General features: G+C 62.2%; 19 protein-coding genes and 3 tRNA genes. 4 read left to right on the top strand and 18 right to left on the bottom strand.

The genetic code is table 11. The features are described from left to right. Positions 1 to 2: 2 nt before the first annotated feature. The 11 genes from lpxD to rpsB form a co-directional block, all read right to left on the bottom strand. The gene (lpxD, locus tag BC358_RS13160) at positions 3 to 1,046 is read right to left on the bottom strand and encodes a UDP-3-O-(3-hydroxymyristoyl)glucosamine N-acyltransferase (RefSeq protein WP_079366152.1); all 1,044 of its coding nucleotides are present in this window, start codon (positions 1,044 to 1,046) and stop codon (positions 3 to 5) included. Positions 1,047 to 1,054: 8 nt separating this feature from the next. Beyond that, entirely contained in the window at positions 1,055 to 1,573 is a 519-nt protein-coding gene (locus BC358_RS13155) for an OmpH family outer membrane protein (protein WP_066154325.1), read from the bottom strand. Continuing rightward, a complete protein-coding gene (gene bamA / locus BC358_RS13150) occupies positions 1,573 to 3,873 on the bottom strand; it encodes an outer membrane protein assembly factor BamA (protein ID WP_079366151.1) in 2,301 nt (766 codons plus the stop codon). Before bamA ends, BC358_RS13155 begins: the two co-directional genes overlap by 1 nt. Positions 3,874 to 3,887: 14 nt before the next feature. Then, positions 3,888 to 5,252, bottom strand: coding sequence for an RIP metalloprotease RseP (gene rseP / locus BC358_RS13145; RefSeq protein ID WP_079366150.1), 1,365 nt, complete (start codon positions 5,250 to 5,252; stop codon positions 3,888 to 3,890). 67 nt (positions 5,253 to 5,319) lie between these two features. Continuing rightward, a complete protein-coding gene (gene ispC / locus BC358_RS13140) occupies positions 5,320 to 6,507 on the bottom strand; it encodes a 1-deoxy-D-xylulose-5-phosphate reductoisomerase (RefSeq protein WP_079366149.1) in 1,188 nt (395 codons plus the stop codon). Then, a complete protein-coding gene (locus BC358_RS13135) occupies positions 6,504 to 7,346 on the bottom strand; it encodes a phosphatidate cytidylyltransferase (RefSeq protein WP_066154339.1) in 843 nt (280 codons plus the stop codon). The genes ispC and BC358_RS13135 overlap by 4 nt, the downstream gene beginning before the upstream one ends. Next, positions 7,339 to 8,106 carry a polyprenyl diphosphate synthase gene (uppS, locus tag BC358_RS13130; protein WP_079366148.1) on the bottom strand — a complete coding sequence of 256 codons (768 nt, stop codon included), beginning with the start codon at positions 8,104 to 8,106 and terminating at the stop codon, positions 7,339 to 7,341. Before uppS ends, BC358_RS13135 begins: the two co-directional genes overlap by 8 nt. Positions 8,107 to 8,152: 46 nt before the next feature. Next, positions 8,153 to 8,713, bottom strand: coding sequence for a ribosome recycling factor (frr, locus tag BC358_RS13125; RefSeq protein ID WP_079366147.1), 561 nt, complete (start codon positions 8,711 to 8,713; stop codon positions 8,153 to 8,155). A gap of 42 nt (positions 8,714 to 8,755) precedes the next feature. After that, positions 8,756 to 9,466, bottom strand: a complete 711-nt coding sequence (gene pyrH / locus BC358_RS13120; RefSeq protein WP_079366146.1) for a UMP kinase — start codon at positions 9,464 to 9,466, stop codon at positions 8,756 to 8,758. A gap of 167 nt (positions 9,467 to 9,633) precedes the next feature. Beyond that, a complete protein-coding gene (gene tsf / locus BC358_RS13115) occupies positions 9,634 to 10,527 on the bottom strand; it encodes a translation elongation factor Ts (protein WP_066154352.1) in 894 nt (297 codons plus the stop codon). 110 nt (positions 10,528 to 10,637) lie between these two features. Next, positions 10,638 to 11,393: a 30S ribosomal protein S2 gene (rpsB, locus tag BC358_RS13110; protein WP_066154354.1), complete on the bottom strand. Its 756-nt coding sequence runs from the start codon at positions 11,391 to 11,393 to the stop codon at positions 10,638 to 10,640. A 295-nt stretch (positions 11,394 to 11,688) separates the two neighbouring features. Between rpsB and BC358_RS13105 the strand changes: the two genes are divergently transcribed. Next, complete coding sequence (locus BC358_RS13105; RefSeq protein ID WP_179130076.1) at positions 11,689 to 12,909, top strand: FAD-dependent oxidoreductase; 1,221 nt, start codon at positions 11,689 to 11,691, stop codon at positions 12,907 to 12,909. 104 nt (positions 12,910 to 13,013) lie between these two features. Beyond that, complete coding sequence (locus tag BC358_RS13100) at positions 13,014 to 14,555, top strand: NAD(P)H-hydrate dehydratase (protein WP_079366144.1); 1,542 nt, start codon at positions 13,014 to 13,016, stop codon at positions 14,553 to 14,555. A 9-nt stretch (positions 14,556 to 14,564) separates the two neighbouring features. Here the strand turns inward: BC358_RS13100 and BC358_RS13095 are convergent, their stop codons facing one another. After that, positions 14,565 to 15,119 (bottom strand): YggT family protein, encoded by a 555-nt coding sequence (locus BC358_RS13095; protein ID WP_241559574.1) that lies wholly within the window; start codon positions 15,117 to 15,119, stop codon positions 14,565 to 14,567. Further along, positions 15,119 to 17,395: a ribonuclease R gene (gene rnr / locus BC358_RS13090; RefSeq protein ID WP_079366142.1), complete on the bottom strand. Its 2,277-nt coding sequence runs from the start codon at positions 17,393 to 17,395 to the stop codon at positions 15,119 to 15,121. Before rnr ends, BC358_RS13095 begins: the two co-directional genes overlap by 1 nt. Before the next feature lie 49 nt (positions 17,396 to 17,444). Here rnr and BC358_RS13085 point away from each other — a divergent pair. Further along, positions 17,445 to 17,529 (top strand) — tRNA-Leu (locus BC358_RS13085). 114 nt (positions 17,530 to 17,643) lie between these two features. Then, positions 17,644 to 17,728, top strand: a tRNA-Leu gene (locus BC358_RS13080). A 51-nt stretch (positions 17,729 to 17,779) separates the two neighbouring features. On the opposite strand, the gene rimO is transcribed toward BC358_RS13080, so the two are convergent. The 5 genes from rimO to BC358_RS13055 all read right to left on the bottom strand — a co-directional run bounded on the left by rimO (position 17,780) and on the right by BC358_RS13055 (position 23,304). Beyond that, entirely contained in the window at positions 17,780 to 19,165 is a 1,386-nt protein-coding gene (gene rimO / locus BC358_RS13075; RefSeq protein WP_079366141.1) for a 30S ribosomal protein S12 methylthiotransferase RimO, read from the bottom strand. A gap of 30 nt (positions 19,166 to 19,195) precedes the next feature. Beyond that, the gene (phaR, locus tag BC358_RS13070; protein ID WP_241559573.1) at positions 19,196 to 19,738 is read right to left on the bottom strand and encodes a polyhydroxyalkanoate synthesis repressor PhaR; all 543 of its coding nucleotides are present in this window, start codon (positions 19,736 to 19,738) and stop codon (positions 19,196 to 19,198) included. A gap of 196 nt (positions 19,739 to 19,934) precedes the next feature. Continuing rightward, a tRNA-Val gene (locus BC358_RS13065) sits at positions 19,935 to 20,011 on the bottom strand. A gap of 61 nt (positions 20,012 to 20,072) precedes the next feature. Then, positions 20,073 to 22,358, bottom strand: coding sequence for a bifunctional (p)ppGpp synthetase/guanosine-3',5'-bis(diphosphate) 3'-pyrophosphohydrolase (locus BC358_RS13060; protein WP_079366139.1), 2,286 nt, complete (start codon positions 22,356 to 22,358; stop codon positions 20,073 to 20,075). A 13-nt stretch (positions 22,359 to 22,371) separates the two neighbouring features. Beyond that, the gene (locus BC358_RS13055; protein WP_079366138.1) at positions 22,372 to 23,304 is read right to left on the bottom strand and encodes an alpha/beta fold hydrolase; all 933 of its coding nucleotides are present in this window, start codon (positions 23,302 to 23,304) and stop codon (positions 22,372 to 22,374) included. Positions 23,305 to 23,310 lie beyond the last annotated feature (6 nt).

Below are 23,310 nucleotides of genomic sequence, written 5' to 3'. Positions count from 1 at the left end.
GCTCAGCTTTTCGGAAGATTGTTTTCAACTCGTTGTTCGAGGGCACGCACGCGTTCGCGCAAGCGACCCAGTTGCTTGAGCGATGCGGCGTTCTTTTCCCAGGCCGCATTGTCGTCGATGGGGAACATGCCGGTGTACAGCCCAGGCTGATGGATCGAACGGGTCACCACCGTCGCTGCGGAAATGTTCACCCGGTCTGCAAGCGTCAGATGGCCCAGCACAATGGCGCCACCGCCGACCGAACAATGCGCACCAATCGTGGCCGTGCCCGCCACGCCGACACAACCCGCCATCGCCGTGTGATCGCCGATGCGCACGTTGTGACCGATCTGTATCAGGTTGTCGAGCTTGACACCATTGCCGATGACCGTATCGTCCAGCGCGCCGCGGTCGATGCAGGTGTTGGCGCCGATTTCGACATCGTTCCCGATACGGACGGCACCCAACTGTTCTATCTTGACCCACTCTCCCTGATGAGGTGCGAACCCGAAGCCGTCGGCACCAATGACCACGCCGGGATGAAGAATGCAGCGTTGACCAACCACACAACGGTCGCCGATGTTGACCCTGGCGTGGAGCAGTGTTTCCTCTCCTACCGCGGCATCTCTGCCCACGATGGAATGGGGTCCGATTCGCGCCCCGTCACCAATCCTTGCCCCAGGGCCGACGACGGCAAACGGACCGATCGAAACGCGATCTCCGATGACTGCGGATGGGTGGATGCTCGCGAAAGGGTCAACCCGAGGCGCCTCTGCAGGCTCGTGCTGAGCCTTCCACCATTGGGTCAGGCGGGCAAAGTACAGATACGGATCGTCGCAGACAATACAGGCACCGCGCGACATGGCCGCATCTCTCAGGCCGGAGGGAATGATCAAAGCACCCGCCGCTGTTGTCTGGATCTGGGCCGCGTAGCGCGCCTGGGCAACGAATGAAAGCTCGTCCGCCCGGGCCGTTGCGAGCGGCGCCAGACGGTGAATCTGCAGACTGGCGTTCCCGACGAGCTCTCCACCCAGGGCGCCGACGATGTCGCCGAGCGACCGGGACATGACGGGCCTTACTTGGTGTTGTTCAAGCCACTGAGCACCTTGTCGGTGATGTCGTGCTTGGGGTTGATATAGACCGCCTCCTGAAGGATCAGGTCGTACTTTTCAGTTTCAGCCACCTGCTTGATCACTCGATTGGCTTTTTCAAGCAACTGCTGAACTTCTTCGTTCTTGCGCATGGTGACGTCTTCCTGAAACTCCCGCTGCTTGCGCTGGAAGTCCCGGTCCTGGTCCACCAGTTGCCGCTGGCGGGTCACTCGCTGTGCTTCGGGCAGTGTGGGGGCGTCGCGTTCAAGCTTCTCGGACGCAGCCTTGAGCTGTGCGGCCAGCCCCTGCAGATCCTTCTCGCGTCGGGAGAATTCCTGCTCCAGCTTGGTCTGTGACGCCTTCGCCATGTTGGCCTCACGCAGAATGCGCTCGGTGTTGACGAAACCCACACGAAAGTCCTGGGCTGCCGCTGTCAAGGTCACGCAGGTGGCTGCGAGAAAAACGGCCAGGTGACGGGCAAAGCGACGCTGCAAGGTCTTCATCAAAAGGATGTTCCGATCTGAAACTGGAATTTCTGGATTCTATCGCCGGAGAACTTGCGCACCGGGTTGGCGAGCGCAAAGCGCAAAGGGCCGACCGGTGAGATCCAGCTCAAGCCAACGCCCACCGAAGAGCGCATCTTGCTGAAGTCGATACTTTCCGATTCACCATAGACGTTGCCTGCGTCAACAAACGCAAACCAGCGCAATGTGCGGTCGTTGCCTGCCCCCGGGAAGGGTGCGATGAACTCTGCATTGAAGACGATATTGCGGGCCCCGCCGATGTTGACGGTTTCGCCGGTCGTCGATCCGATGACTGCCGAGGTTGGGCCAAGGGTTCCCTGCTCGAAGCCGCGAACCGACCCGAGGCCACCGCCGTAAAAATTGCGCAACACCGGGAACGTCTTGCCTCCCAGCCCCTTGCCGACACCGAGTTCGGTGTTGAATGCAAAGGTGTATTGGCGGGTGATGGGCAGATACTGCTGGAACTGATAGGTGAGCTTGGCATACCGCCGGTCTCCCCCGAGGCCAAATTCGGAGTTGAGCCGCTGCAGTCGACCCTCCGTCGGGACGAGAGCGCTGTCTCTGTTGTCACGCGCCCAGCCAATGGTCGCAGGCAGATAGGTTCCCCCCTGGTCTCGATAGGCCTCGGGAAGCTGGTCTCCCTCCTTCACCTTGACCCGCTCCGCCCCGACCCCGAAGAAAACGGTGTCGGTCTCGGTGAAAGGCACGCCAAACCGCACACCGACCCCAGGCGTGGCGATTTCGTAGTCCCCGCCCTGCGCGTCATAGGGGCGGGTGGTTTTGTAGTACAGGTCAAAGGTCCGGGAAACACCATCCTGGGTAAAGTAGGGGTTGGTGGTACTCAGGACAAACTGGCGGTTGTAAGAACTGGTGTTGAGATCCAGCCCCAGATAGTTGCCGGAGCCGAAGACGTTTTCCTGCTTGATGCTGGCAATCAGCGACAGCTTGTCGGCCTGCGAATAACCAGCACCAATCGACAGGTTGCCCGTGGGCTTTTCGGCCACCGTCACCGTGAGATCCACCTGGTCATTGGTGCCCGGCACTGGCTCGGTGTCGATCCCGACCTCCGTGAAGAACCCCAGCCGGTCAATGCGGTCGCGCGAGAGCCGGATGCGATCGCTGTCATACCAGGCCGACTCAAATTGGCGGAACTCGCGGCGGATGATTTCGTCACGGGTCCGATTGTTGCCTTCCACATTGATCCGGCGAACGTACACCCGACGCGACGGCTGGGCCCTCAGCGCGAACGCCACACGGTTGTTGACACGATCAATCAGGGGGGCCGCCTCCACTTGCGCGAACGCGTACCCAAATGCCCCGAAGTAGTCCGTGAATGCCTTGACGGTGCGCGCCACATCTTCAGCGTTGTAGGCTTCACCCGCGCGAATGCTCACAAGCGACTTGAACTCCTGCTCTTTGCCGAGGTACTCGCCCTCAAGCGCGACAGAAGACACCACGAAGCGATTGCCTTCGCTGATGTTGATGGTGACCGACATGTCCTGCTTGTCAGGTGAGATGGCCACCTGGGTGGACTCGACCTTGAACTCAAGGTATCCACGCGCGAGATAGTATGAGCGCAGGGTTTCCAGATCGGCGTTGAGCTTGGCCCGTGAGTAGCGATCAGCCTTGGTGTACCAGCTCATCCAGCCACCCGTGTCCAGATCGAACAGGTCGCGCAAGGTCGACTCGGAGAACGCCTGGTTGCCGACGATGCGGATGTCCTTGATCTTCGCCACCTCACCTTCCACCACATTGAAGTTGAGGTTGACCCGGTTGCGCTCACCCGGGGTCACGGTGGTCACCACTTGAGCGGCGTACATGCTGCGGTTGATGTACTGACGCTTGAGCTCCTGCTCGGCGCGGTCGGCCAGCGCCTTGTCAAACGGCCTGCCTTCAGCGAGCCCAACCTCTCTAAGCGCCTTCTTGAGCACCTCGGCATCAAACTCCTTGATGCCAGTGAAGCTCACATCGGCCACCGACGGACGCTCTTCCACGATCACAACGAGAACGTCCCCGTTGATTTGCAGCCGCACATCGGAGAAAAGCCCCAGGCCAAACAGAGCCCGAATGGCGGAAGACCCTTTGTCGTCGGTGTACTGGTCGCCAATACGGAAAGGCAAGGAGGCAAACACAGTGCCCGGCTCGACGCGCTGCAGGCCTTCGACCTGGATGTCCTTGAGTGTGAATGGGTCCACGGCCCAAGCGGGCAAGGCCATCAACAAGGAAGTGGCAATGGCGGACAGTTTGAGCCCACGCAGGCTGGAGACAAATGGTTTCATGAGAGAGAGATCGTTCAGCCCACGAGACGGGTGATATCGTTGAAGAGGGCAACGCACATGAGGGCCAGCAACACAGCCACTCCCCCTCGCTGCAGCCGTTCCAGCCAGACGTCGGACACCCCGCGGCCGGTCACACCCTCCCAAAGATAATACATCAGGTGCCCCCCATCGAGGACCGGCAACGGCAGCAGGTTCAGGACCCCAAGGCTGACGCTGATCAGGGCCAGAAACACGATGTAGGACGTGAGCCCCATGCTGGCCGATTTGCCTGCGTAGTCCGCGATGGTGAGCGGGCCGCTGATGTTCTTGAGGGAGGCCTCTCCGATCAGCATCTTGCCCATCATTTTCAGCGTCAACCAGGACACCTCCCAGGTGCGCTGGACGCCCAGCCACAGCCCTTCCAGCGCGCCGTGGCGCACCGTCGTCATCGCCGGCGCGGAGCCGACGTACGCGCCGATACGACCGATCCAGGCCTCACCCGATTTCTCTGGCTTGGGTTCCACGGTCAGGCTTAGCGTGCCGCCGTCACGGGACACGTCCCACACCTGGCGTACCGCCTGACCCTCAGCATTGACGCTGTCACGGATGCTCTGTCGCAGCGCACCGCCATCGGACACCGCCTTGCCGTCGACGCGCAACACACGGTCCCCCGCCCTCAACCCGGCAGCCTCCGCAGCACCGCCAGGCATGACGTCCCCCATCACCGGATCGGTCCATGGGGACAAGATGCCAATGCGCCTGAACAGCGTGGCGTCGGCCTCCTTGACGTCGATCTGGCTGAGCGGCAGCGTCAGCTCGCGCGCAGCGCCACCCTCCTCACGGGACACCAGCAGTTGCATGTCCTGATCAGACAACGCCGCCTGCGTCAGGCGCCAACGGAGGTCCTCGAACGACCTCACGGGCGACGCTTCGTCACCGTTCACGTAAGCGCTTTGCACCCACTCCCCGCCAACGAGTCCCGCCTTTTCCGCCACTGAACCAGCCACGGGTGAAGCAAGCACTGGCTTGGGCTCCTCCACACCGATCCAGTTCACCGCTGCATACAACACCACGGCGAGCAGCAGATTCGCTGCCGGCCCGGCCGCGACGATGGCCGCCCGCGAACGCAGCGGCTGTGTGTTGAACGCCAGATGGCGTTCCGCTGGATCCACCGGTGCTTCGCGCTCGTCCAGCATCCGCACATACCCGCCCAGCGGCAGGGCACACAACACAAACTCGGTCGGACTGCCAGCCCGTTGCCAACGCAGCAGCGGCTTTCCGAATCCGACGGAAAAGCGGAGCACCTTGACCCCGCAGGCCACGGCCACCCGGTAGTGGCCGTACTCATGTACGGCGATCAGCAGGCCCAGGGCCACGACAAAGGCAATCAATGTGGTCATAGGTCCCTCGAAGTATCAAATCGGCAGCACACCACAGCCCAGGCCCCGAGGGCCAAGCAGGGCAGGCTCAGCCGCGGCAGCGATCCACGCAGGCCGAGGCCATCGCTCGCGCTTGCTCGTCCAGCGCCAGCAGCGCTTCCAGACCCTCGGTCTTGGAGGGCGACAGGGCCTCCAAAGTTGCACGATTGACCACATGAATGTGATCGAAGCGCAGCCGCCGATCCAGAAAGGCCGCCACCGCCACCTCGTTCGCGGCATTGAGCACAGCGGTGGTTCCCGGAGGTCCTTCCAGGGCCTCCCAGGCCAGGCGCAGGCCGGGAAAACGAAGGTCGTCGGGCTTTTCGAATGTCAGGGCAGTCAACGCCGAAAAATCCAGCGCATTTGCACCAGACTGCATGCGCTCGGGCCATGACAGGCCGTAGGCAATCGGAACCCGCATGTCGGGTGTCCCCAGTTGGGCCACCACCGAACGGTCATGGAACTGGACCATCGAATGCACCACGCTCTGGGGATGGATCACCACCTCGATCTGAGACGGGCTTACATCAAACAGGTACCTGGCCTCGATGACCTCCAGCGCCTTGTTCATCATGGTGGCGGAGTCGACCGAAATCTTGCGCCCCATCACCCAGTTCGGATGGGCACAGGCTTCTTCTGGCGTCACCGAATGCATGGTGGACGGATCACGCTGTCTGAAGGGGCCGCCCGATGCGGTCAGCAGGATCTTCTCCACGCGCCTGGGCCATGTCGAAGGGTCTTCAGGCAAGGACTGAAAAACCGCCGAGTGCTCACTATCGATAGGCAGCAACCGGCCGCCCCCCTCCGCCACGGCCTGCATGAACCACTCACCGCCCACGACCAACGATTCTTTGTTGGCCAGCAGAAGCTTCTTGCCAGCCCGCGCCGCAGCGACACTTGGCTCCAGGCCGGCCGCACCGACGATGGCCGCCATCACGGCGTGGACCTGCGGGTCGGTACTGACCTCGCAGAGGGCACGGGGGCCCGACAACACCTGAACCTTCAGACCTTCTGCTTTCACCCTGTCCGCCAGCAGCCGGGCATGCTCCGGGCTGGCCATCACAGCGTATTCGGGACGGTGCACCTTGCATTGCTCGAGCATGGACCCGACCTGAGTCGCTGCCGTGAGGGCAAACACCCGGAACCGTTCAGGGTGGCGGGCGATGACGTCCAGGGTGTTGGTACCGATTGATCCGGTCGATCCGAGGATGGTGATGTTCTGCACGGGCACGATCATCTCTCCAGCAGATGGGCAAACAGCATGGCGACAGGCAACACGGGCAACAAGGCGTCCACCCGGTCAAGCACCCCACCATGCCCGGGCAGCAACTGGCTCGAATCCTTCATGCCCGCACTGCGCTTGACAAGTGACTCCAGAAGGTCTCCCACCACACTGGCAGCAGTCAGTAGAAGGAGTGCCGGGACCACCCAGCCCGGCCCTGCCTGCCACAGACGACTGAAAAGACTGGGCCCATCCGACGGATAGCGCTGATCGAACCACAGCCAGAACAGCGCCAGCAGGAACACCCCGAGAAGCCCGCTGAACACTCCTTCCCAGCTCTTGCCCGGACTCAGGGTCGGCGCGAGCTTGCGGCGACCAAACGTCCTTCCGCCGGCATAAGCGGCAATGTCCGCAGCCCACACAAGGGTCAAGACCGAAAGCAGAAACACCAAGCCTGTTTGCCGGGCCTGCACGAGCGCCAGCCAGGCACATGCGAGAACCAATAGACCACCCGACAATCGCCAAATCATCGGCCACTGCTGCCAACCAGCCACTCCGCGCCTGAGCATCAAGACCGACAGCAAAAGCCATCCCCCAGCAGCGACCCACCAGACGGCTGCCCACGAGCGGTCCAGCCCACCCCACAACCAGAAGAGCAGCAGCAGTCCGCCAAATCCTGCGCCGATCAGCAACGCCGCCCCCCCTGACTGGCCATTCATGCGAGCCCACTCCCAGCCAGCAGCGGAAACCATCAGCACCGCCAACGCAGCAAACGGAACAACAGAGGCATGAAACATGGCTGGCAGCACCACAGCCAGGAGCACCAGCGCGGTGATGATGCGTTGCTTAAGCATGCGAGCCGCTGGCCGCTGCCACCGGGCTGGACGGACTCACCTGTTCGGAGGTCAATCCGAAACGGCGCTCGCGCCCTGCGTAGTCTTGGAAAGCCCGATCCAATTCGGCGGCGTCGAAATCCGGCCACAGACAGGGTGTGAAAAACAGCTCGGAATACGCGCACTGCCAGAGCAGAAAGTTGCTGATGCGCATCTCGCCGCCCGTACGGATCAGCAGGTCGGGATCGCCCACGTGGGCCAGCGCCGTTGTTTGACACAACCCAGCTTCCGTGATGTCTCTGCCCTGGGCCAACAGCTGCTTCGCGGCGTTCACGATGTCCCAACGACCGCCATAGTTGAAACACACATTGAGTACCATGCGATCATTGTGTGCGGTCGTCTGCTCGGCCTTGCGAAGGCCTTGCAGCAGGCGCGGAGACAGTCCGGAGGAGTCGCCTGGGAAGTGCAGTCTCACTCCACTCTTGTCGAGCTTGGGCACTTCCCGTGAAAGGGCCAACACCAGGAGATCCATCAGCCCTGAAACCTCTTCTGGAGGGCGGTTCCAGTTCTCGGACGAGAACGCGAACACCGTGAGCACTTGGACGTGGCGCTCAAGGCAAGCCCTGACAGTCCGGCGAAGCGCATCCACCCCTTGCTTGTGCCCCGCCACCCTGGGCAAAAGGCGCTTCTTCGCCCAGCGGCCGTTGCCATCCATGACGATGGCCACATGCCGCGGCACGCCAATGGCATTCGGCGCGCCGGTCAGGGGATTGGAAGACATCGGCAAGCGAACCTGGTGTTGGAATGGTAACGAAGGCGCGTACGAATCAGACCGCCAGGATGTCCTGCTCCTTGGAGGCGACAATCCGGTCGACCTCTCCAATCATCCGGTCGGTCAGCTTCTGGATGTCGTCTTGGGCACGGCGCTCGTCGTCTTCCGACACCAGCTTGTCCTTCAGCAATTTCTTGACGTGCTCGTTGGCATCGCGACGCAGGTTGCGGATAGCCACTTTCGCGGCCTCGCCTTCGCCTTTGACGACCTTGGTCAGTTCCTTGCGGCGCTCTTCTGTCATCGGAGGCATCGGCACACGGATCAGGTCTCCCTGACTGGCCGGGTTCAAGCCCAGATCCGACTCTCGGATAGCCTTCTCGATCTTGGCGCCCATACCCTTCTCCCAGGGAGCAACCCCGATGGTTCGGGCATCCAGCAGGGACAGGTTGGCCACCTGTGACAACGGCAACATGGAGCCGTAGTACTCGACATGCACGGTATCCAGGATCTGCGGGTTGGGGCGGCCAGTGCGCACCTTGGAAAGGCTGGTTTTCAGCGCCTCCAGCGACTGGTTCATCTTGTGTTCGGCGTTCTGACGGATCTCGGCGATGCTCATGAATGCTCCTATGGAAGACAGGTTCTCTGTACCAAGCGTCGGTCAGACGTGGACGAGTGTTCCCTCGTCCCCGCCCAGCACCACATTGCGCAGCGCCCCGGGCTTGAAAATCGAAAACACCTTGACGGGCAACCTCTGGTCTCGGCAAAGGGCAAAGGCCGTCGCATCCATCACCTGAAGGTTTTTGGCCATGGCCTCGTCAAACGTCAACGCTGTGTAGCGGGTGGCCTTGGGGTCCTTGTTGGGGTCGGCGGTGTACACACCATCAACCTTGGTGGCCTTGAGCACGATCTCGGCTCCGATCTCTGCGCCACGCAGCGCGGCGGCCGTGTCGGTTGTGAAAAACGGGTTGCCTGTGCCCGCGGCAAAAACCACCACCTTGCCCTCTTCGAGATACTGCAGGGCTTTGGGACGCACGTACGGCTCCACCACCTGCTCAATGGCGATCGCCGACATCACGCGGGCCACCAACCCGGCCTTGTCCATGGTGTCGGCCAGCGCCAGCGAGTTCATCACGGTGGCAAGCATGCCCATGTAATCGGCCGTGGCGCGATCCATGCCAACGGAGCCACCAGCCACCCCGCGGAAAATGTTGCCGCCCCCGATCACGATGGCCACCTGGACGCCCAGACGGGTCACTTCGGCAATCTCCTCGACCATGCGGACAATGGTCGCGCGGTTGATGCCGAAGGCATCGTCGCCCATCAGGGCTTCACCGGAGAGTTTCAGAAGAATGCGCTGGTAGGACGGCATGAGAATTCCTGTGTGACGACTCTTGTTGTATGTGCAACCGGCAAGTGTAGCGAGGAGCCGCGTGTGATTCGAGGCCCAGCGTCGCCAGACACCGGAAAATTCAGCGACCGAATATGACAACGGGCCTTGCGGCCCGTTGTCATGATCAGCTAGATACGGCGACGGGTTCAGGCACCTTTGGCCGCTGCAACCTGGGCTGCAACCTCGGCGGCGAAGTCGTCGACCTTCTTCTCGATGCCTTCACCCACCACATACAGGGTGAAGCTCTTGACCGCAGTGTTCGCAGTCTTGAGGTACGCACCAACGGTCTGCTTGCCGTCGGCTGCTTTCACGAAGACCTGGTCGAAGAGCGAAACCTCCTTGAGGTACTTCTGAACCGAACCTTCCACCATCTTGGCAGCGATGTCGGCCGGCTTGCCCGACTCGGCCGCCTTGGCTGCTGCCACAGAGCGCTCGCGCTCAATCAGTTCTGCAGGAACATCGGCCGAGGTCAACGACACGGGCTTCATGGCAGCAACGTGCATGGCGACGTCCTTGGCCGCCGTGGCGTCACCGTCAAACTCGACCACCACACCGATGCGAGTACCGTGCAGATAGGAGGCCAGCTGACCACCATTGGCCCAGCGCTTGAAACGACGGAAAGACATGTTCTCGCCGATCTTGCCGATCAGGCCCTTGCGCACTTCTTCCAGCGTGGGGCCAAAGCCGTCCTGCTCGTAGGCCAAGGCACCCAGGGCTTCGATGTCAGCCGGGTTGTGATCGGCCACCAGCTTGGCCGCAGCACTGGCCAGCGCCAGGAAGCTGTCGTTCTTGGTCACGAAGTCGGTTTCACAGTTGACTTCGATCAGGGCGCCCGTATTGCCGCTGATGGCAGCAGCGACCACGCCTTCGGCGGTCACGCGACTGGCGGCCTTGCCGGCCTTGGTACCCAGCTTGACACGCAACAGCTCTTCAGCCTTGGCCATATCGCCATCGGCCTCAGTCAGCGCCTTCTTGCACTCCATCATGGGTGCGTCGGTCTTGGCACGCAGTTCAGCGACCATGCTTGCGGTAATTGCCATTTCAGTTCTCCGTTGTCCGGGTCCGCAGCGCGGACTCACACTGTTCATTGATCGGTTTTGCTTGTGAAAAAGGGGCTACTGGAGCCCCTCTTTCGCACAGGCTGCGAGGCTCAGGCAGCCGCGTCTTCCTTGACTTCCACGAACTCGTCGCCGCCTTCGGCAGCGACGGCCTTGACAACATCGTTCACCGCGTTGGCACGACCTTCGAGGATGGCATCAGCGATGCCACGGGCGTACAGAGCCACAGCACGGGCCGAGTCGTCGTTGCCGGGGATCACATAGTCAATACCCACGGGCGAGTGGTTGGTGTCCACCACGCCGACCAGCGGAATGCCCAGCTTCTGAGCCTCGGACACGGCGATCTTGTGGAAGCCCACGTCGATGATGAAGATGGCATCGGGCAGCGCGGTCATGTCCTGGATACCGCCGATGTCCTTCTCCAGCTTTTCCATTTCACGAGCGAACATGAGCTGCTCCTTCTTGCTCATGCTGTCGAGGCCGGCTTCTTTTTGAGCCTGCATGTCCTTCAGACGCTTGATCGAGGTCTTGACCGTCTTGAAGTTGGTCAGCATGCCACCCAGCCAGCGCTGATCGACAAAGGGAACGCCAGCACGACGGGCCTCCTGGGCCACGATGTCACGCGAGGTGCGCTTGGTGCCCACCATGAGGATGGTGCCGCGGTTGGCGGAGAGCTGCTTCACGAACTTGGCAGCCTCTTCGAACATCGGCAACGTCTTTTCGAGGTTGACGATGTGAATCTTGTTGCGATGGCCGAAAATGAACGGGGCCATCTTGGGGTTCCAGAAGCGGGTTTGGTGGCCAAAGTGGACACCGGCTTCCAGCATTTCGCGCATGGAGATCGACATGATGTATTCCAGAGGTTGGGTCTAAAATCCAGCCCCGATTGCTTCGTTTCCGACCTTTGCAGGGTCTTGGCATTACGAAGCAACACCTGGGTAGGCTGGTTTGGGATTTGCCTGACACCAGTACTCCAGCAATGGACCACCAGCAGCAAAGCCTGTCAATTATAGCAGCACCGCTCCTGGCGCACGGCGATTCTTGGCCGTACCGCCTTACCGTACTCCTCGCCCCCCGACCATCCATGCACTGTGCCGATCGCTTCTGCCCTCCTTTTGCCCGCCACATCAGCGGGAGCTGCGATTGAAGCTTGCCGTGCTTGGTGCAGGCGTGGTCGGCGTCACCACCGCCTATGAACTGGCCCAGGATGGGCACTCGGTCACCGTATTCGAGCGACGCCAGACAGCGGCAGAAGAAGCCAGTTTCTCCCCTGGGGGCTTGCTCGCACCAGAATGGACGGCCGCTTGTGCTGCCCTGGAATGGGAGCGGGTGAACGAGCGACAACAATCTTGGTGGTCGAAGCTGCTGGGCCACCGGTCACCCTTCAACCCCAATCCGGGACCAGCCCTTCTGGCCATGGCCTGCCACTCGCTCGAACGGCTCTCACAGCTGTCCGAACATCTGATGCCGTCCTTCGGTGAGCAGCAAGGCCTGATGACCGTGTGGAGGGACCCGTCAGTGCACCCGGTTGCAGCCCGATTGCAAAGCATCCTTGCGGACTATGGCTGCAAGTCCCTTCTGACCGACGCAGAACATGCCAGAAACCTTGAGGCGGCGCTGAACCCCGACATCACGCTCGCAGGCTCGCTTGTCGTTCCTGAGACGTGGTCTGCGAACTGCCGTCAGTTCGTGCTGCAACTCAAGGCCCATGCCCAGCACGCCGGCTGCCGCTTTCGGTTCGCAACCGAGGTTCTGGGCATTCAGCACATACCCGGCCAGCGCGGCATCCGTGTGCTGAGCACCCAGCAGGATGCCTCCATTGAACCGTTCGATGGCGTCGTCTTGTGCGCAGGCGAAGCAACACGCGGGCTCTTGAAACCATACGGACTGGACCTTTCGATGGAAACCCGGGTTGCCCATGCGGTCTCGGGGCTCATCCGCGAACCCCTGGATGCGCCATCGGCGACCATTCACGACCTCCAGCAGGGCATCACGATCGCCCGCACTGGACAATGGGTTCGTGCAGTCGGCCCTGCCCTCCGAGCTTCGCGACTGCCCCGGGCCGGGGCCGCATTCAAACCGCTGTACGAGTCTCTAAGCGACTGGTTTCCGGGAGCGCTTAGGACGGGAGTCTCGGGCGCTGTACAAGAGTGGAGCGGCACAGTGACAACAACGCCTGACGCACTGCCTTTGCTTGGCCCCTCCGGCGTGCCAGACGTCTGGATCAATGCGGGGCATGGCATGCACGGCTGGCTTTTGGCCTGCGGCTGCGCCAAAGTGCTAGCGAATCAGTTGTCTGGCCGGCCACCCGAGGTCGACATCACCGCCTTCCAGGCGCAAAGAAGTCTGCCCGCGGTCGCTTGACGGACTGGTCTTGCCGCCCCACCATGGGTCAAGCACACGCTCAACGCAACGAGGAGGCATTCCATGCGGACGCTCCGCCTCATCAGCAAACAACGATGACTCGAATGCGGCGCATCGAGACGCTCTGCAGCGAACCACTGCATGACAGCACAGCCACGCGCGCGCTGGAACGCGCCATGACGGCATCCCTACCGGCACATGAGCTGATGGCCCGTGCAGGACGAAGTGTGGCCGACCTGACCATGGCCCTTGCCCCCCACGCCCGCCGCATCTGGATCGCCTGCGGTCCGGGCAACAACGGGGGCGATGGGCTGGTGGCCGCTCGCCACTTGTCTCTGCACGCCCAAAGCCGCCAGGGCCGGCCGGAGATCGTCACCACGCTCACCGGTGACCCCGGCCGGTTGCCTCCAGATGCCGCGCACGCCCTGACCCTGGCCCTGGAAAGTGGAGTGACGTTAGCGTCCTCGCCGCCGCATGATTTTGACGTGGCCATTGATGCCCTGCTAGGCATCGGAACAGGTCGCCCCCCAGTTGGTGAAATGGCCGACTATCTGATTCGCATGCACCGATCCAGCGCCACAGTGCTGAGCGTCGATGTGCCCAGCGGTCTCCTGGCCGACACCGGGGAGTATCTGGGACCTGCTGCACCGACATCGAACGGCCCCCGGCACACACTGTCTCTGCTGACACTCAAGCCAGGCCTGTTTACCGCCGCGGGTCGAGATCAGGCGGGGTCCGTGTGGCTGGATACCCTGGGAGCAACGGCCACCAACGGCCCAGCACCTACCGCCATTCTTCACGGCGCAAACGATGCACGCGCGAGCCGCGCGCATGCGGCCCACAAGGGAAGCCAAGGAGACGTGGTCGTGATCGGCGGTCAGGGTCTCGTGCCCTCCGGCGCCGGCATGACTGGAGCGGGCATCCTCGCCGCACGGGCCGCACTTCACTCAGGCGCCGGCCGGGTCTATGTCGGGCTTCTTGGTCACGAGGCGCAGCAGCCCTCCTGGGATCCACAATGCCCCGAGCTCATGTTCAGACGAACAGGCACCCTGCTGGCCGATGAGGCGCTGCTACAGCACGCCACCGTGGTGTGTGGCTGCGGCGGCGGCCAGGCGATTGCCTGGTACCTCTCCCGCATCCTGTCGACTTGCCCGTCCCTGGTTCTAGATGCAGACGCGCTGAACGCCATTGCCGGCGATGATGCGCTGCGCCGTCTGGTGGTCGAGCGCAGCGCGCGGAACTGGATCACTGTTGTCACACCCCACCCGCTTGAAGCAGCGCGCCTGCTCGCCGCCAGCACAACTTCGGTCATGAAGGACCGCCTCGACGCAGCGCGCCTGCTCAGCGAGCAGCTGAACGTGGTCGCCGTACTCAAGGGATCAGGAACGGTGATTCACGCGCCCGGCAAAACACCCCGAATCAACGCCAGCGGCAATCCGGCGCTGGCCACTGCGGGCACAGGAGACGTCCTGGCCGGATGGATCGGAGCCTCACTGGCGAACTCCACTAGTCGATCAGCGCCCTCCTATGAGGCGGTCCTTGAGGCCGTGTCAGGTCATGGCAGATTGGCAGACCAATGGGTGGTGCACCATGAACAGACCCTCACGGCCAACCGCCTGGTGGAGTGCATTCGTGGAGCGCGCTGAGCCGGCGCGTCACCCCAGCAAAATCAGCCCGATCTGCAGCAGGACGATGAGCACAAGCACGGACAAATCCATACCGCCGATCTGTGGCACCACCCTTCGGATGGGGCGCAGCAGGGGCGAGCAAAGCCGGTCCAGCGTGCCCATCACCGGTGCACCTGGCTGCACCCACGAGAGCACCGCAAACACCAGCAACAGGAAGATAAGCCCCTGAAGTAACACCCGGATCAGTAGATAAAAAGCCAAACCCGGAATGGCCACCAAGGGCGCGACCACACCAACGGGCGACGGCGCCAGTGCCGCACCGAGCATCAGGCGCAAACCGCCATAGCCAATGGCCAGCAGCACCGCAGCCAGCAGGCTGCCCCAGTCGATCGGGCTCTGGGACATGGAGCGCGGCAGGATTTTGCGCACTGGTCCCACCAGCCAGTGTGTGAGCGCCATGGCGAACCGGCCGGGCTGAGCCGACATGTTGATGCGAAGGTGATTCATCCAGGCCCGCAGGAGCGCCGCTCCTATGAGCAGAAAAAACACCGTCTCCAAAACGAAAAAAAGCGCGGCGGCCATCAGCGACGCCCCTTCCGCGTCTTGCCCGCCCCACCGCGCGCAGAACCTCTGGCCTCCTTGTTGCGCCCGCCTCCTTTGGCGGTTGCGCCCTTGCCGGGCCCCGTGGATTCCCGGGGAGTTGCCTTGCCCTGCGCCCGCTCCTCACGCTCACGCAGACGCCGTCCCCCGCCTTGATCCGGCGCCCCCTCTCCGCCAGTCTTGTCGCGCATGGCCCGCAGCATGGCATCGTCGTTGCCCGACACAAGCCGGAAGTCAATGCGACGCCCGTCCAAGTCGACCCGGCTCACCTGAACCTGCACCCTGGATCCCAACGCGTACCGGATGCCTGTTCGCTCCCCGCGGAGCTCCTGCCGCGCCTCGTCGAACCGGAAGTACTCTCCGCCCAGCTCGGTGATGTGCACCAGCCCTTCCACATACATCGCATCGAGCGTCACGAACAGTCCGAAGCTGGTGACTGAGGTCACGACGCCACTGAACTCCTCGCCCAGGTGCTCGCGCATGTACTTGCACTTGAGCCACGCCTCCACATCACGACTGGCTTCATCGGCACGTCGCTCGTTGGCACTGCAGTGCAAGCCGGCCGCCTGCCAAGCCAGCAGATCGGCCGAAGGCTTCTTCACCGCCTCTCCAGCCACGGGCGGGCGGGCCCGGCTGGCCAGGCGCTTGCTCAGTTTGGCGTGCGCTTCCCCAGGCGTTGGCAAGGCGGGCAACTGGTACTTCTGCTTGGTCAGGATGGCCTTGATGACCCTGTGAACCAGCAGATCGGGGTAGCGCCGGATCGGACTGGTGAAGTGGGTGTAGGCATCGAACGCGAGACCAAAATGCCCCTGATTCATCGGCGTATAGATCGCCTGCGACATGGAGCGCAGCAGCATGCTGTGGATCTGCTGGGCCTCCGGCCGATCCTTGGTCGCCTCGGCGATCTGCTGGAACTCGGACGGGTGGGGGTTGTCGCTGATGGACTGCGGAACACCCATGGCTTTGAGGTAGTTGCGCAAGGTCTCCTGCTTCTCCGGCGTCGGCCCTTCGTGCACACGGAACAGGCCTGCGTGTTTGCTCTGACCAATGAAATCGGCAGAGCACACGTTGGCCGCCAGCATGGCTTCTTCAATCAGCTTGTGGGCGTCGTTGCGGGTGCGCGGCACGATCTTCTCGATGCGGCCGGATTCATCGCACACGATCTGCGTTTCCACCGTCTCGAAGTCGACCGCCCCCCGCTTGTTGCGGGCCGCGACCAGCGCCCGGTACACGTCGTGCAAATTCAGCAGGTGCGGAACCAGTGCCTTGCGGTTCTGAGCCTCAGGACCCCGCGTGTTCTGCAGGATCGCAGCCACCTCGGTGTAGGTGAAGCGCGCATGGCTGTGCATCACTGCCGGATAGAACTGGTAGGCATGCACCTCACCCTTGGCATTGACCAGCATGTCACAGACCATGCACAGGCGATCCACATCCGGGTTCAGAGAGCACAGTCCGTTGGAAAGCTTCTCTGGCAGCATCGGGATCACGCGACGAGGGAAATAAACCGAAGTGGCCCGGTCGTACGCGTCCACGTCGATCGGCGCGCCGGTCTTCACATAGTGACTCACATCGGCAATGGCCACCAGCAGACGCCAACCCTTGCCCCGCCCCACCTTGGCTGGCTCGCAGTACACCGCGTCATCAAAGTCCCGCGCATCTTCGCCGTCGATGGTCACCAGGGCCACGTCGCGCAGATCGACCCGATGCCTCAGGTCCGCCGGCCGGACCTTGTCGGGCAGCGCCCTTGCCTCTGCAAGCGCCGAATCCGAGAACTCGTGAGGCACGCCATACTTGCGCACCGCGATCTCGATTTCCATCCCGGGGTCATCGATTTCGCCCAGCACCTCCTTGACGCGGCCAACAGGCTGACCATACAGGGCCGGAGGCTCGGTCAGTTCGACCACCACCACCTGCCCGGTCTTGGCCGACCCGGTGGCGCCCTTGGGAATCAGGACGTCCTGCCCATAGCGCTTGTCCTCAGGGGCGACGAGCCACACGCCACTCTCTTGCAGCAGTCGACCGATGATGGGCGCAGCAGGGCGTTCGATGATTTCGGTCACGCGCCCCTCAGGACGCCCCTTGCGATCCAGCCGCACGATGCGGGCCTTCACCCGGTCCTTGTGCAGCACCGCCCTCATTTCGTTGGAAGGAAGATAGATGTCGGGCTGTCCGTCATCACGGATCACAAAGCCGTGTCCGTCGCGATGACCGGAGACGACACCTTCGAATTCGGCCAGAAGATTGTTTTTTTCGTTCAAGATTATGAGTTCTGTTTTTTTACTGCTATACTAGTCGTCTTCCTGAGATGCCCAGGTGGCGGAATTGGTAGACGCACTAGTTTCAGGTACTAGCGCCGAGAGGCGTGGAGGTTCGAGTCCTCTCTTGGGCACCAATCATAAGGGCTTGCAAACGAAGAGTTTGCAAGCCCTTTTCTTTTTTATCTGGACCGCAAACAGCGCAGCCAAAACGCGCTGAGCCGCAGGCTATAATGCGCGCTTCCTGAGATGCCCAGGTGGCGGAATTGGTAGACGCACTAGTTTCAGGTACTAGCGCTGAGAGGCGTGGAGGTTCGAGTCCTCTCTTGGGCACCAAACACAAGGGCTTGCAAACAATTCGTTTGCAAGCCCTTTCTGTTTGCTGCATCAAATCGGCTGAGCCACGAGGTCGTGACCGTCCGCTGCAACGATGCGCGCGCGAGTGAACTCCCCCACCTTGAGCGTCTTGCTGATCTTCTCTGGTGGCAGCAGTCGCACCACGCCATCGATCTCCGGCGCATCCGCGTAACTGCGGCCAACACCCCCCTTCTTACCCAGGCCGGGCGCCGAATCCACCAGCACCTGCATGGTCGAGCCCACGCGGGAGCGCAGTTTGTCAGCGGACACCGCCTCCGCGACCTCCATGAAGCGCGCACGGCGCTCTTCCCGCACCGCATCCGCGACAGGATCAGTCAGTGCGTTGGCTGCGGCCCCCTCCACCGGCGAGTACGCAAAGCAACCCGCACGATCAATGCGCGCTTCGGCCAAGAAATCGAGCAGATTCTGAAACTCAGCCTCTGTCTCTCCGGGAAATCCTGCGATGAAGGTGCTGCGCACCACGATCTCAGGGCAGATCTCGCGCCAGCGGGCAATGCGTTCCAGATTTCTTTCCCCACTGGCGGGGCGCTTCATCCGCTTGAGCACATCGGGATGGCTGTGCTGCAGTGGCACATCCAGATACGGCAGGATCAGACCCTCGGCCATCAGCGGAATCACGTCATCCACGTGGGGATATGGGTACACGTAGTGCAGACGCACCCATGCGCCAAATCCTCTTGCCAACTCACCAAGCGTGCGAACCAGATCGAGCATCTTGGTTTTCACTGGCTTGCCATCCCAGAAACCAGTCCGGTATTGCACATCGACACCATAGGCCGATGTGTCCTGGCTGACCACCAACAGCTCCTTGACTCCGGCCTCAAACAACTTGCGCGCTTCTGTCAGCACATCACCCACCGGGCGACTGACCAGATCACCTCGCATCGACGGAATGATGCAGAAGGTGCAGCGGTGGTTGCAGCCCTCGCTGATCTTCAGGTAGGCGTAATGGCGCGGAGTGAGCTTGATGCCCTGGGGCGGCACCAAGTCAACAAAAGGATCGTGCGGCTTGGGAAGGTGCCTATGCACTGCCTCCATCACCTCATGGGTGGCGTGAGGGCCGGTCACCGCCAGCACGCTCGGATGCATCTGCTGCACCAGGTTGCCACCGCCATCGCCCTCGCGCGCGCCAAGGCAGCCGGTGACGATCACCTTGCCGTTCTCGGCCAAAGCCTCCCCGATGGTGTCCAGGCTCTCCTTGACAGCGTCATCAATGAAGCCACAGGTGTTGACGATGACGATGTCGGCACCTGCAAAGGTCTTGGATGTCTGGTAACCCTCGGCGCTCAGTTGCGTGAGGATCAGTTCGGAGTCCGTGAGGGCCTTGGGGCAACCCAGACTCACAAACCCTACTTTGGGCGCCGTGGCGCTGGTGGAAACAGGGGATTCACTCATCCCCAGATTGTCTCAGACCGGCCGACCGGGTCAGCGCTTGAGGCCAAAAGCGGCCAGCATCTGCTCGCTGTTCTTCTGCATCTGCTCCTGCATCTGCGTGAACGCGCTGCGAGACTGCTCCAGATACGTTCCCATCATGCCCTGCATCATGGGAGACTGGACATTCATAAACTGCTTCCAGACCTCTGGATTCAGCCCCTTGGACTGTTCTGCCATCTTGGCCTGCAAATCCATGAATATCTGGACGTTCTTTTCCAGATAAGCCCCCATGAAGTCCTGCATCGCGTGACCGTAAAAACGGATGATGTTGGCCAGCACCTGCTCGGTGAAGATCGGCGCGCCTGCCGTCTCCTCTTCCAGAATGATCTGCAGCAGGATGCTGCGGGTCAGGTCCTCGTTGGTCTTGGCGTCCCGCACCACGAAACGCTCGTTGTCCATCACAAGAGATTTGACCTCGGCCAGTGTGATGTACGACGACGTATCGGTGTCGTAAAGGCGCCGGTTGGGATATTTCTTGATGACCCGCACGGCATCCGGGGAGGAGCCTTGGGCATCGGCCTTGCTTTTTTGCACTACAGGACCTTCACGTGAAGACGGAGAGCCCCCCGCGTTGTGGAGGCTGCTGTTGCGCCGGATTCTAGGAAGTCTCCCCAAGGCTGCCAAATGGGTTTTCCCTGTGCGCATCGCAGATGATGCCATGGCGCCATGGCTGCCGCACAAAGAAAAAGGGCCTGACGCAATGTCGGGCCCTTGTCGTTTCGGAGATGTTTGGTAGGCGCGATTGGACTCGAACCAACGACCCCCACCATGTCAAGGTGGTGCTCTAACCAGCTGAGCTACGCGCCTGCAAACTGTCCGAAGCCTCGCAGTATAGCAGCGAATTCTGCGTTTTGTCCAAACCCGCAAATCATTTGCGCCGGACCATGCGCACACCTGCCACGTCCCCGACCACCGACATCGCACGGGACACCTGCCTCGCATCGGTGACCTCGATGGTGAAGGTCATCCACGCAATGCCCTTGACCGATTGCGTCTGCACCCCGATGACGTTCATCTTCTCGCGTGCAAACACATCGGAAATGTCCCTCAGCAACCCCTGCCGGTCAATCGCCTCCACGGCAACGTCCACCGGGTACACCGCAGAAGCCCCTTCCCGCCCGCCAGAGACAGCGCCACCCCATTGCACGTCGATCACCCGATCAGGACTGGTGCGCTGCAGATGGGCAAAGTCGCTGCAATCGCTGCGATGGATGCTCACCCCCTTGCCACGGGTCACGAACCCCCGGATATCGTCGGGCGGCGCCGGCTTGCAGCATTTGGCCAACTGCGTCATCAGCGAGTCGACACCGACCACTAGCACGCCCCCGCTGGGGGCCGAGCGCACGGGACGCGGCTTTTTCAACCACGGGGGAATGTCCTCAACAACAGGCTGATCTCCCTGCCGCAGAAGCACTTCCAGCGTGCGAAGCGACAGTTCGTCCTTACCCACCTGTTCGAACAGCGCCTGTGCCGAGGGAAGACCCGCCGAGCTGGCCAGATCCTCGAACCTCAGCGCCGTGCGCCCCTCTCGCTGCAGGAGACGCTCCACCGCCTCACGCCCCCGGGCAACGGTCTCTTCCATCGCCAGTTGATTGAACCATGCCCGGACCTTGCTCTTGGCACGGTGGCCAACCAGGTAGCCCAGCTCAGGGTTGAGCCAGTCGCGCGAAGGGCCGCCTTCCTTGGCGGCGATGATCTCGACGGTCTGGCCATTCTGCAGCGCCGTGTTCAGCGGAACCATGACGCCGTCCACCCGGGCCCCTCTGCAACGATGCCCCAGGTTCGTGTGCACCGAATAGGCGAAGTCAACGGGCGTGGCGCCCTGCGACAGCTCCACGATGGCGGCATCCGGCGTCAGGACATAGATGCGGTCGTCGAACAGGCCCGGTGACGCCCCGCTGAGGTCACGCTCCCAGGCCAGCAGTTGTCGAAGCACCGCAATCTTGGCGTCGTACTCGGAACTGGCCGACACGCCCGCATAGCCTTTGGTGCCCGCCTCCTTGTAGGCCCAGTGAGCGGCCACCCCGTGTTCCGCGTGGTCGTGCATGGCCTGGGACCGGATCTGGATCTCGAATGCCCTGCCCTGCGCGTCGCGCACCACCGTGTGCAAGGACTGGTAACCATTGGCCTTGGGCTTGGCGATGTAGTCGTCGAACTCTTCCGCAACAGGCGTGAACTGCGAGTGCACAAGCGCCAACACCGCGTAGCAGTCATCGGTTGAAGGCACCACGACCCGCAGCGCCCGGATGTCGAACACCTGGTCAAAGTCCAGCGACTTGCCACGCATCTTCTTGACGATGCTGTAGATGTGCTTGGGCCGTCCCTGGACCGACGCCTGGATGCCCTGCCCTTGCAGGTCCGTCTCAAGCTGCAACCGCACCTGCTCGATGTGAACCTCGCGCTCTGCCCGCTTTTCATCCAACAGACGGGCGACATCTTTGTACGTCTGTGGCTCAAGAAAACGGAAGGCCAGATCTTCCATCTCCCACTTGATCTGCCAGATGCCCAGCCGGTTGGCCAGTGGAGCGAAAACATGAAGCGACTCGCTGGCCAAGGCCAGACCAGGGTCGCCCTTGCATGCCGCGAAATAGCGCAGCGTCTGCAGGCGCGATGCCAGCCGCAGCATCACCACCCGCAGGTCACGGGAAAACGCCAGCAGCATCTTGCGGACGTTCTCGGTCTGGCTGGCCGCCAGTTCGGACACGGGCACCTTGCCCGGTGACGCCACTGGCAGGGCCGCCTCTTGCGCGGCCAGACGCTCTCCTGTCTTCCGGTTCTGCACCTCGGCCGACTTGATGCGCGCCTGCCGCTGCAGTTGCACCAGCTTGGTCGTCTCAAGAGCGAGTGCCGCGAAGTTCTCGCCGAACGCTTTGGCAATCACCTCCTGTGGCCTGTTGAGGTACTGACAGGCGTACACCAGATAGGCCGCAGCCTGCATCGCCTCCGACCCACCGATGTCGCGCAGCACCGTGGCGACCGCGTCGGCGTGCGAGAGGATGTTCTCGCCAGTGTCCAGTTGTTCGCTGGCCAGCAAGGGCTCTGCAAAGGCACGTGCACGTGCCAAAGCCTGGGCCTGCCGTGGCAAGAAGCTGTCCGAGGTGGCGGCCACGATGGCCGACGTCGGCGGTGGAGGGACAGAAGTCGAATACTGCATGGAAAAGGTTCGCTCATGCCTGTTCCAGGAAGCCGACCACCGCCGCCACCTGGTCTGGCACCACCAGGGTCGGCGCATGTCCAACACCCTGAAACTCGACGCAACGCGCGCGGGGTCCTCTTTCAGACATGGCCTTCGCCGTCTCGCGCGTCAGGAGGTCGGAATCGGCGCCCCGCAGCAGCAGGGTGGGGGCCGAAATGGCGTCATACAGCGCCCACAGGGCAGCCTCCCCGTCGGCCACCACTTGGCGACCGACAGATTCATCCATGTCTGTCAGCGCCCGGATCGGAACGGCCAGCGCAGGGTCGTAGTGCAGCCACCAGCGCCCCTCCCGCTCGCGCAGCATGGGACGGGACAGTGCCATCCACTGCTGCTGGCAGTGAGGTCCAAATCCGGTGGAGATCGACCACAGATAGTCCGCAGCCTCCTGCTCGCTGGCAAAGGAGGGGTTGAGTCCCAGATAGGTTCCGATGCGCCGCAAGGCTTCCCATTGGAGCACCGGACCGACATCGTTGAGCACCAGCCTGCGGAAGCCCATGGCAGGCTGGGCCGCCAGGGCCATGCCGATCAGCCCCCCCATGCTGGTGCCGATCCAGTCGATCTGAAGCATGGGGTTTTCGGAACGCAGCCTGGCAATGAGGCTGCCCACATCCGCTGCGTAGGTTCCCACCTGATAGGTCATCGGGTCGGCAAGCCAGTCGCTGAATCCGCGACCGGCAACGTCCACGGCGATGACGCGCGCCTGCGCGGTCAGGGCGGACGCCAGCACATCGAAGTCACGACCCTGACGGGACAGCCCATGCACACACACCACGACGCGGTGGGCATCGGCACCTTGTTGCGGCATCCAGTCCCAGTACGCCAGCCGGCGCTGCTGGCCGCTGTTGGCGACAGGCCCGGGAACATCGACGAACCGCAGCTCTGGCATCTGGCTGGAACCGCTCATTCCTCG

Origin of the sequence: Hydrogenophaga sp. H7, assembly GCF_002025745.1 — a bacterium.
GTDB lineage: Bacteria > Pseudomonadota > Gammaproteobacteria > Burkholderiales > Burkholderiaceae_C > Hydrogenophaga > Hydrogenophaga pseudoflava.
This window is presented reverse-complemented; position numbering and strand designations above follow the sequence as displayed.

Coding starts and splice junctions, on each gene's coding strand:
- bamA (WP_079366151.1), bottom strand. CDS start 3,873: ATGAAACCATTTGTCTCCAGCCTGCGTGGGCTCAAACTGTCCGCCATT.
- tsf (WP_066154352.1), bottom strand. CDS start 10,527: ATGGCAATTACCGCAAGCATGGTCGCTGAACTGCGTGCCAAGACCGAC.
- rseP (WP_079366150.1), bottom strand. CDS start 5,252: ATGACCACATTGATTGCCTTTGTCGTGGCCCTGGGCCTGCTGATCGCC.
- BC358_RS13155 (WP_066154325.1), bottom strand. CDS start 1,573: ATGAAGACCTTGCAGCGTCGCTTTGCCCGTCACCTGGCCGTTTTTCTC.
- BC358_RS13100 (WP_079366144.1), top strand. CDS start 13,014: ATGCGGCGCATCGAGACGCTCTGCAGCGAACCACTGCATGACAGCACA.
- lpxD (WP_079366152.1), bottom strand. CDS start 1,046: ATGTCCCGGTCGCTCGGCGACATCGTCGGCGCCCTGGGTGGAGAGCTC.
- uppS (WP_079366148.1), bottom strand. CDS start 8,106: ATGTCTTCCAATCCCCTGACCGGCGCGCCGAATGCCATTGGCGTGCCG.
- rpsB (WP_066154354.1), bottom strand. CDS start 11,393: ATGTCGATCTCCATGCGCGAAATGCTGGAAGCCGGTGTCCACTTTGGC.
- BC358_RS13055 (WP_079366138.1), bottom strand. CDS start 23,304: ATGAGCGGTTCCAGCCAGATGCCAGAGCTGCGGTTCGTCGATGTTCCC.
- BC358_RS13095 (WP_241559574.1), bottom strand. CDS start 15,119: ATGGCCGCCGCGCTTTTTTTCGTTTTGGAGACGGTGTTTTTTCTGCTC.
- ispC (WP_079366149.1), bottom strand. CDS start 6,507: ATGATCGTGCCCGTGCAGAACATCACCATCCTCGGATCGACCGGATCA.
- rimO (WP_079366141.1), bottom strand. CDS start 19,165: ATGAGTGAATCCCCTGTTTCCACCAGCGCCACGGCGCCCAAAGTAGGG.
- frr (WP_079366147.1), bottom strand. CDS start 8,713: ATGAGCATCGCCGAGATCCGTCAGAACGCCGAACACAAGATGAACCAG.
- pyrH (WP_079366146.1), bottom strand. CDS start 9,466: ATGCCGTCCTACCAGCGCATTCTTCTGAAACTCTCCGGTGAAGCCCTG.
- BC358_RS13135 (WP_066154339.1), bottom strand. CDS start 7,346: ATGCTTAAGCAACGCATCATCACCGCGCTGGTGCTCCTGGCTGTGGTG.
- BC358_RS13060 (WP_079366139.1), bottom strand. CDS start 22,358: ATGCAGTATTCGACTTCTGTCCCTCCACCGCCGACGTCGGCCATCGTG.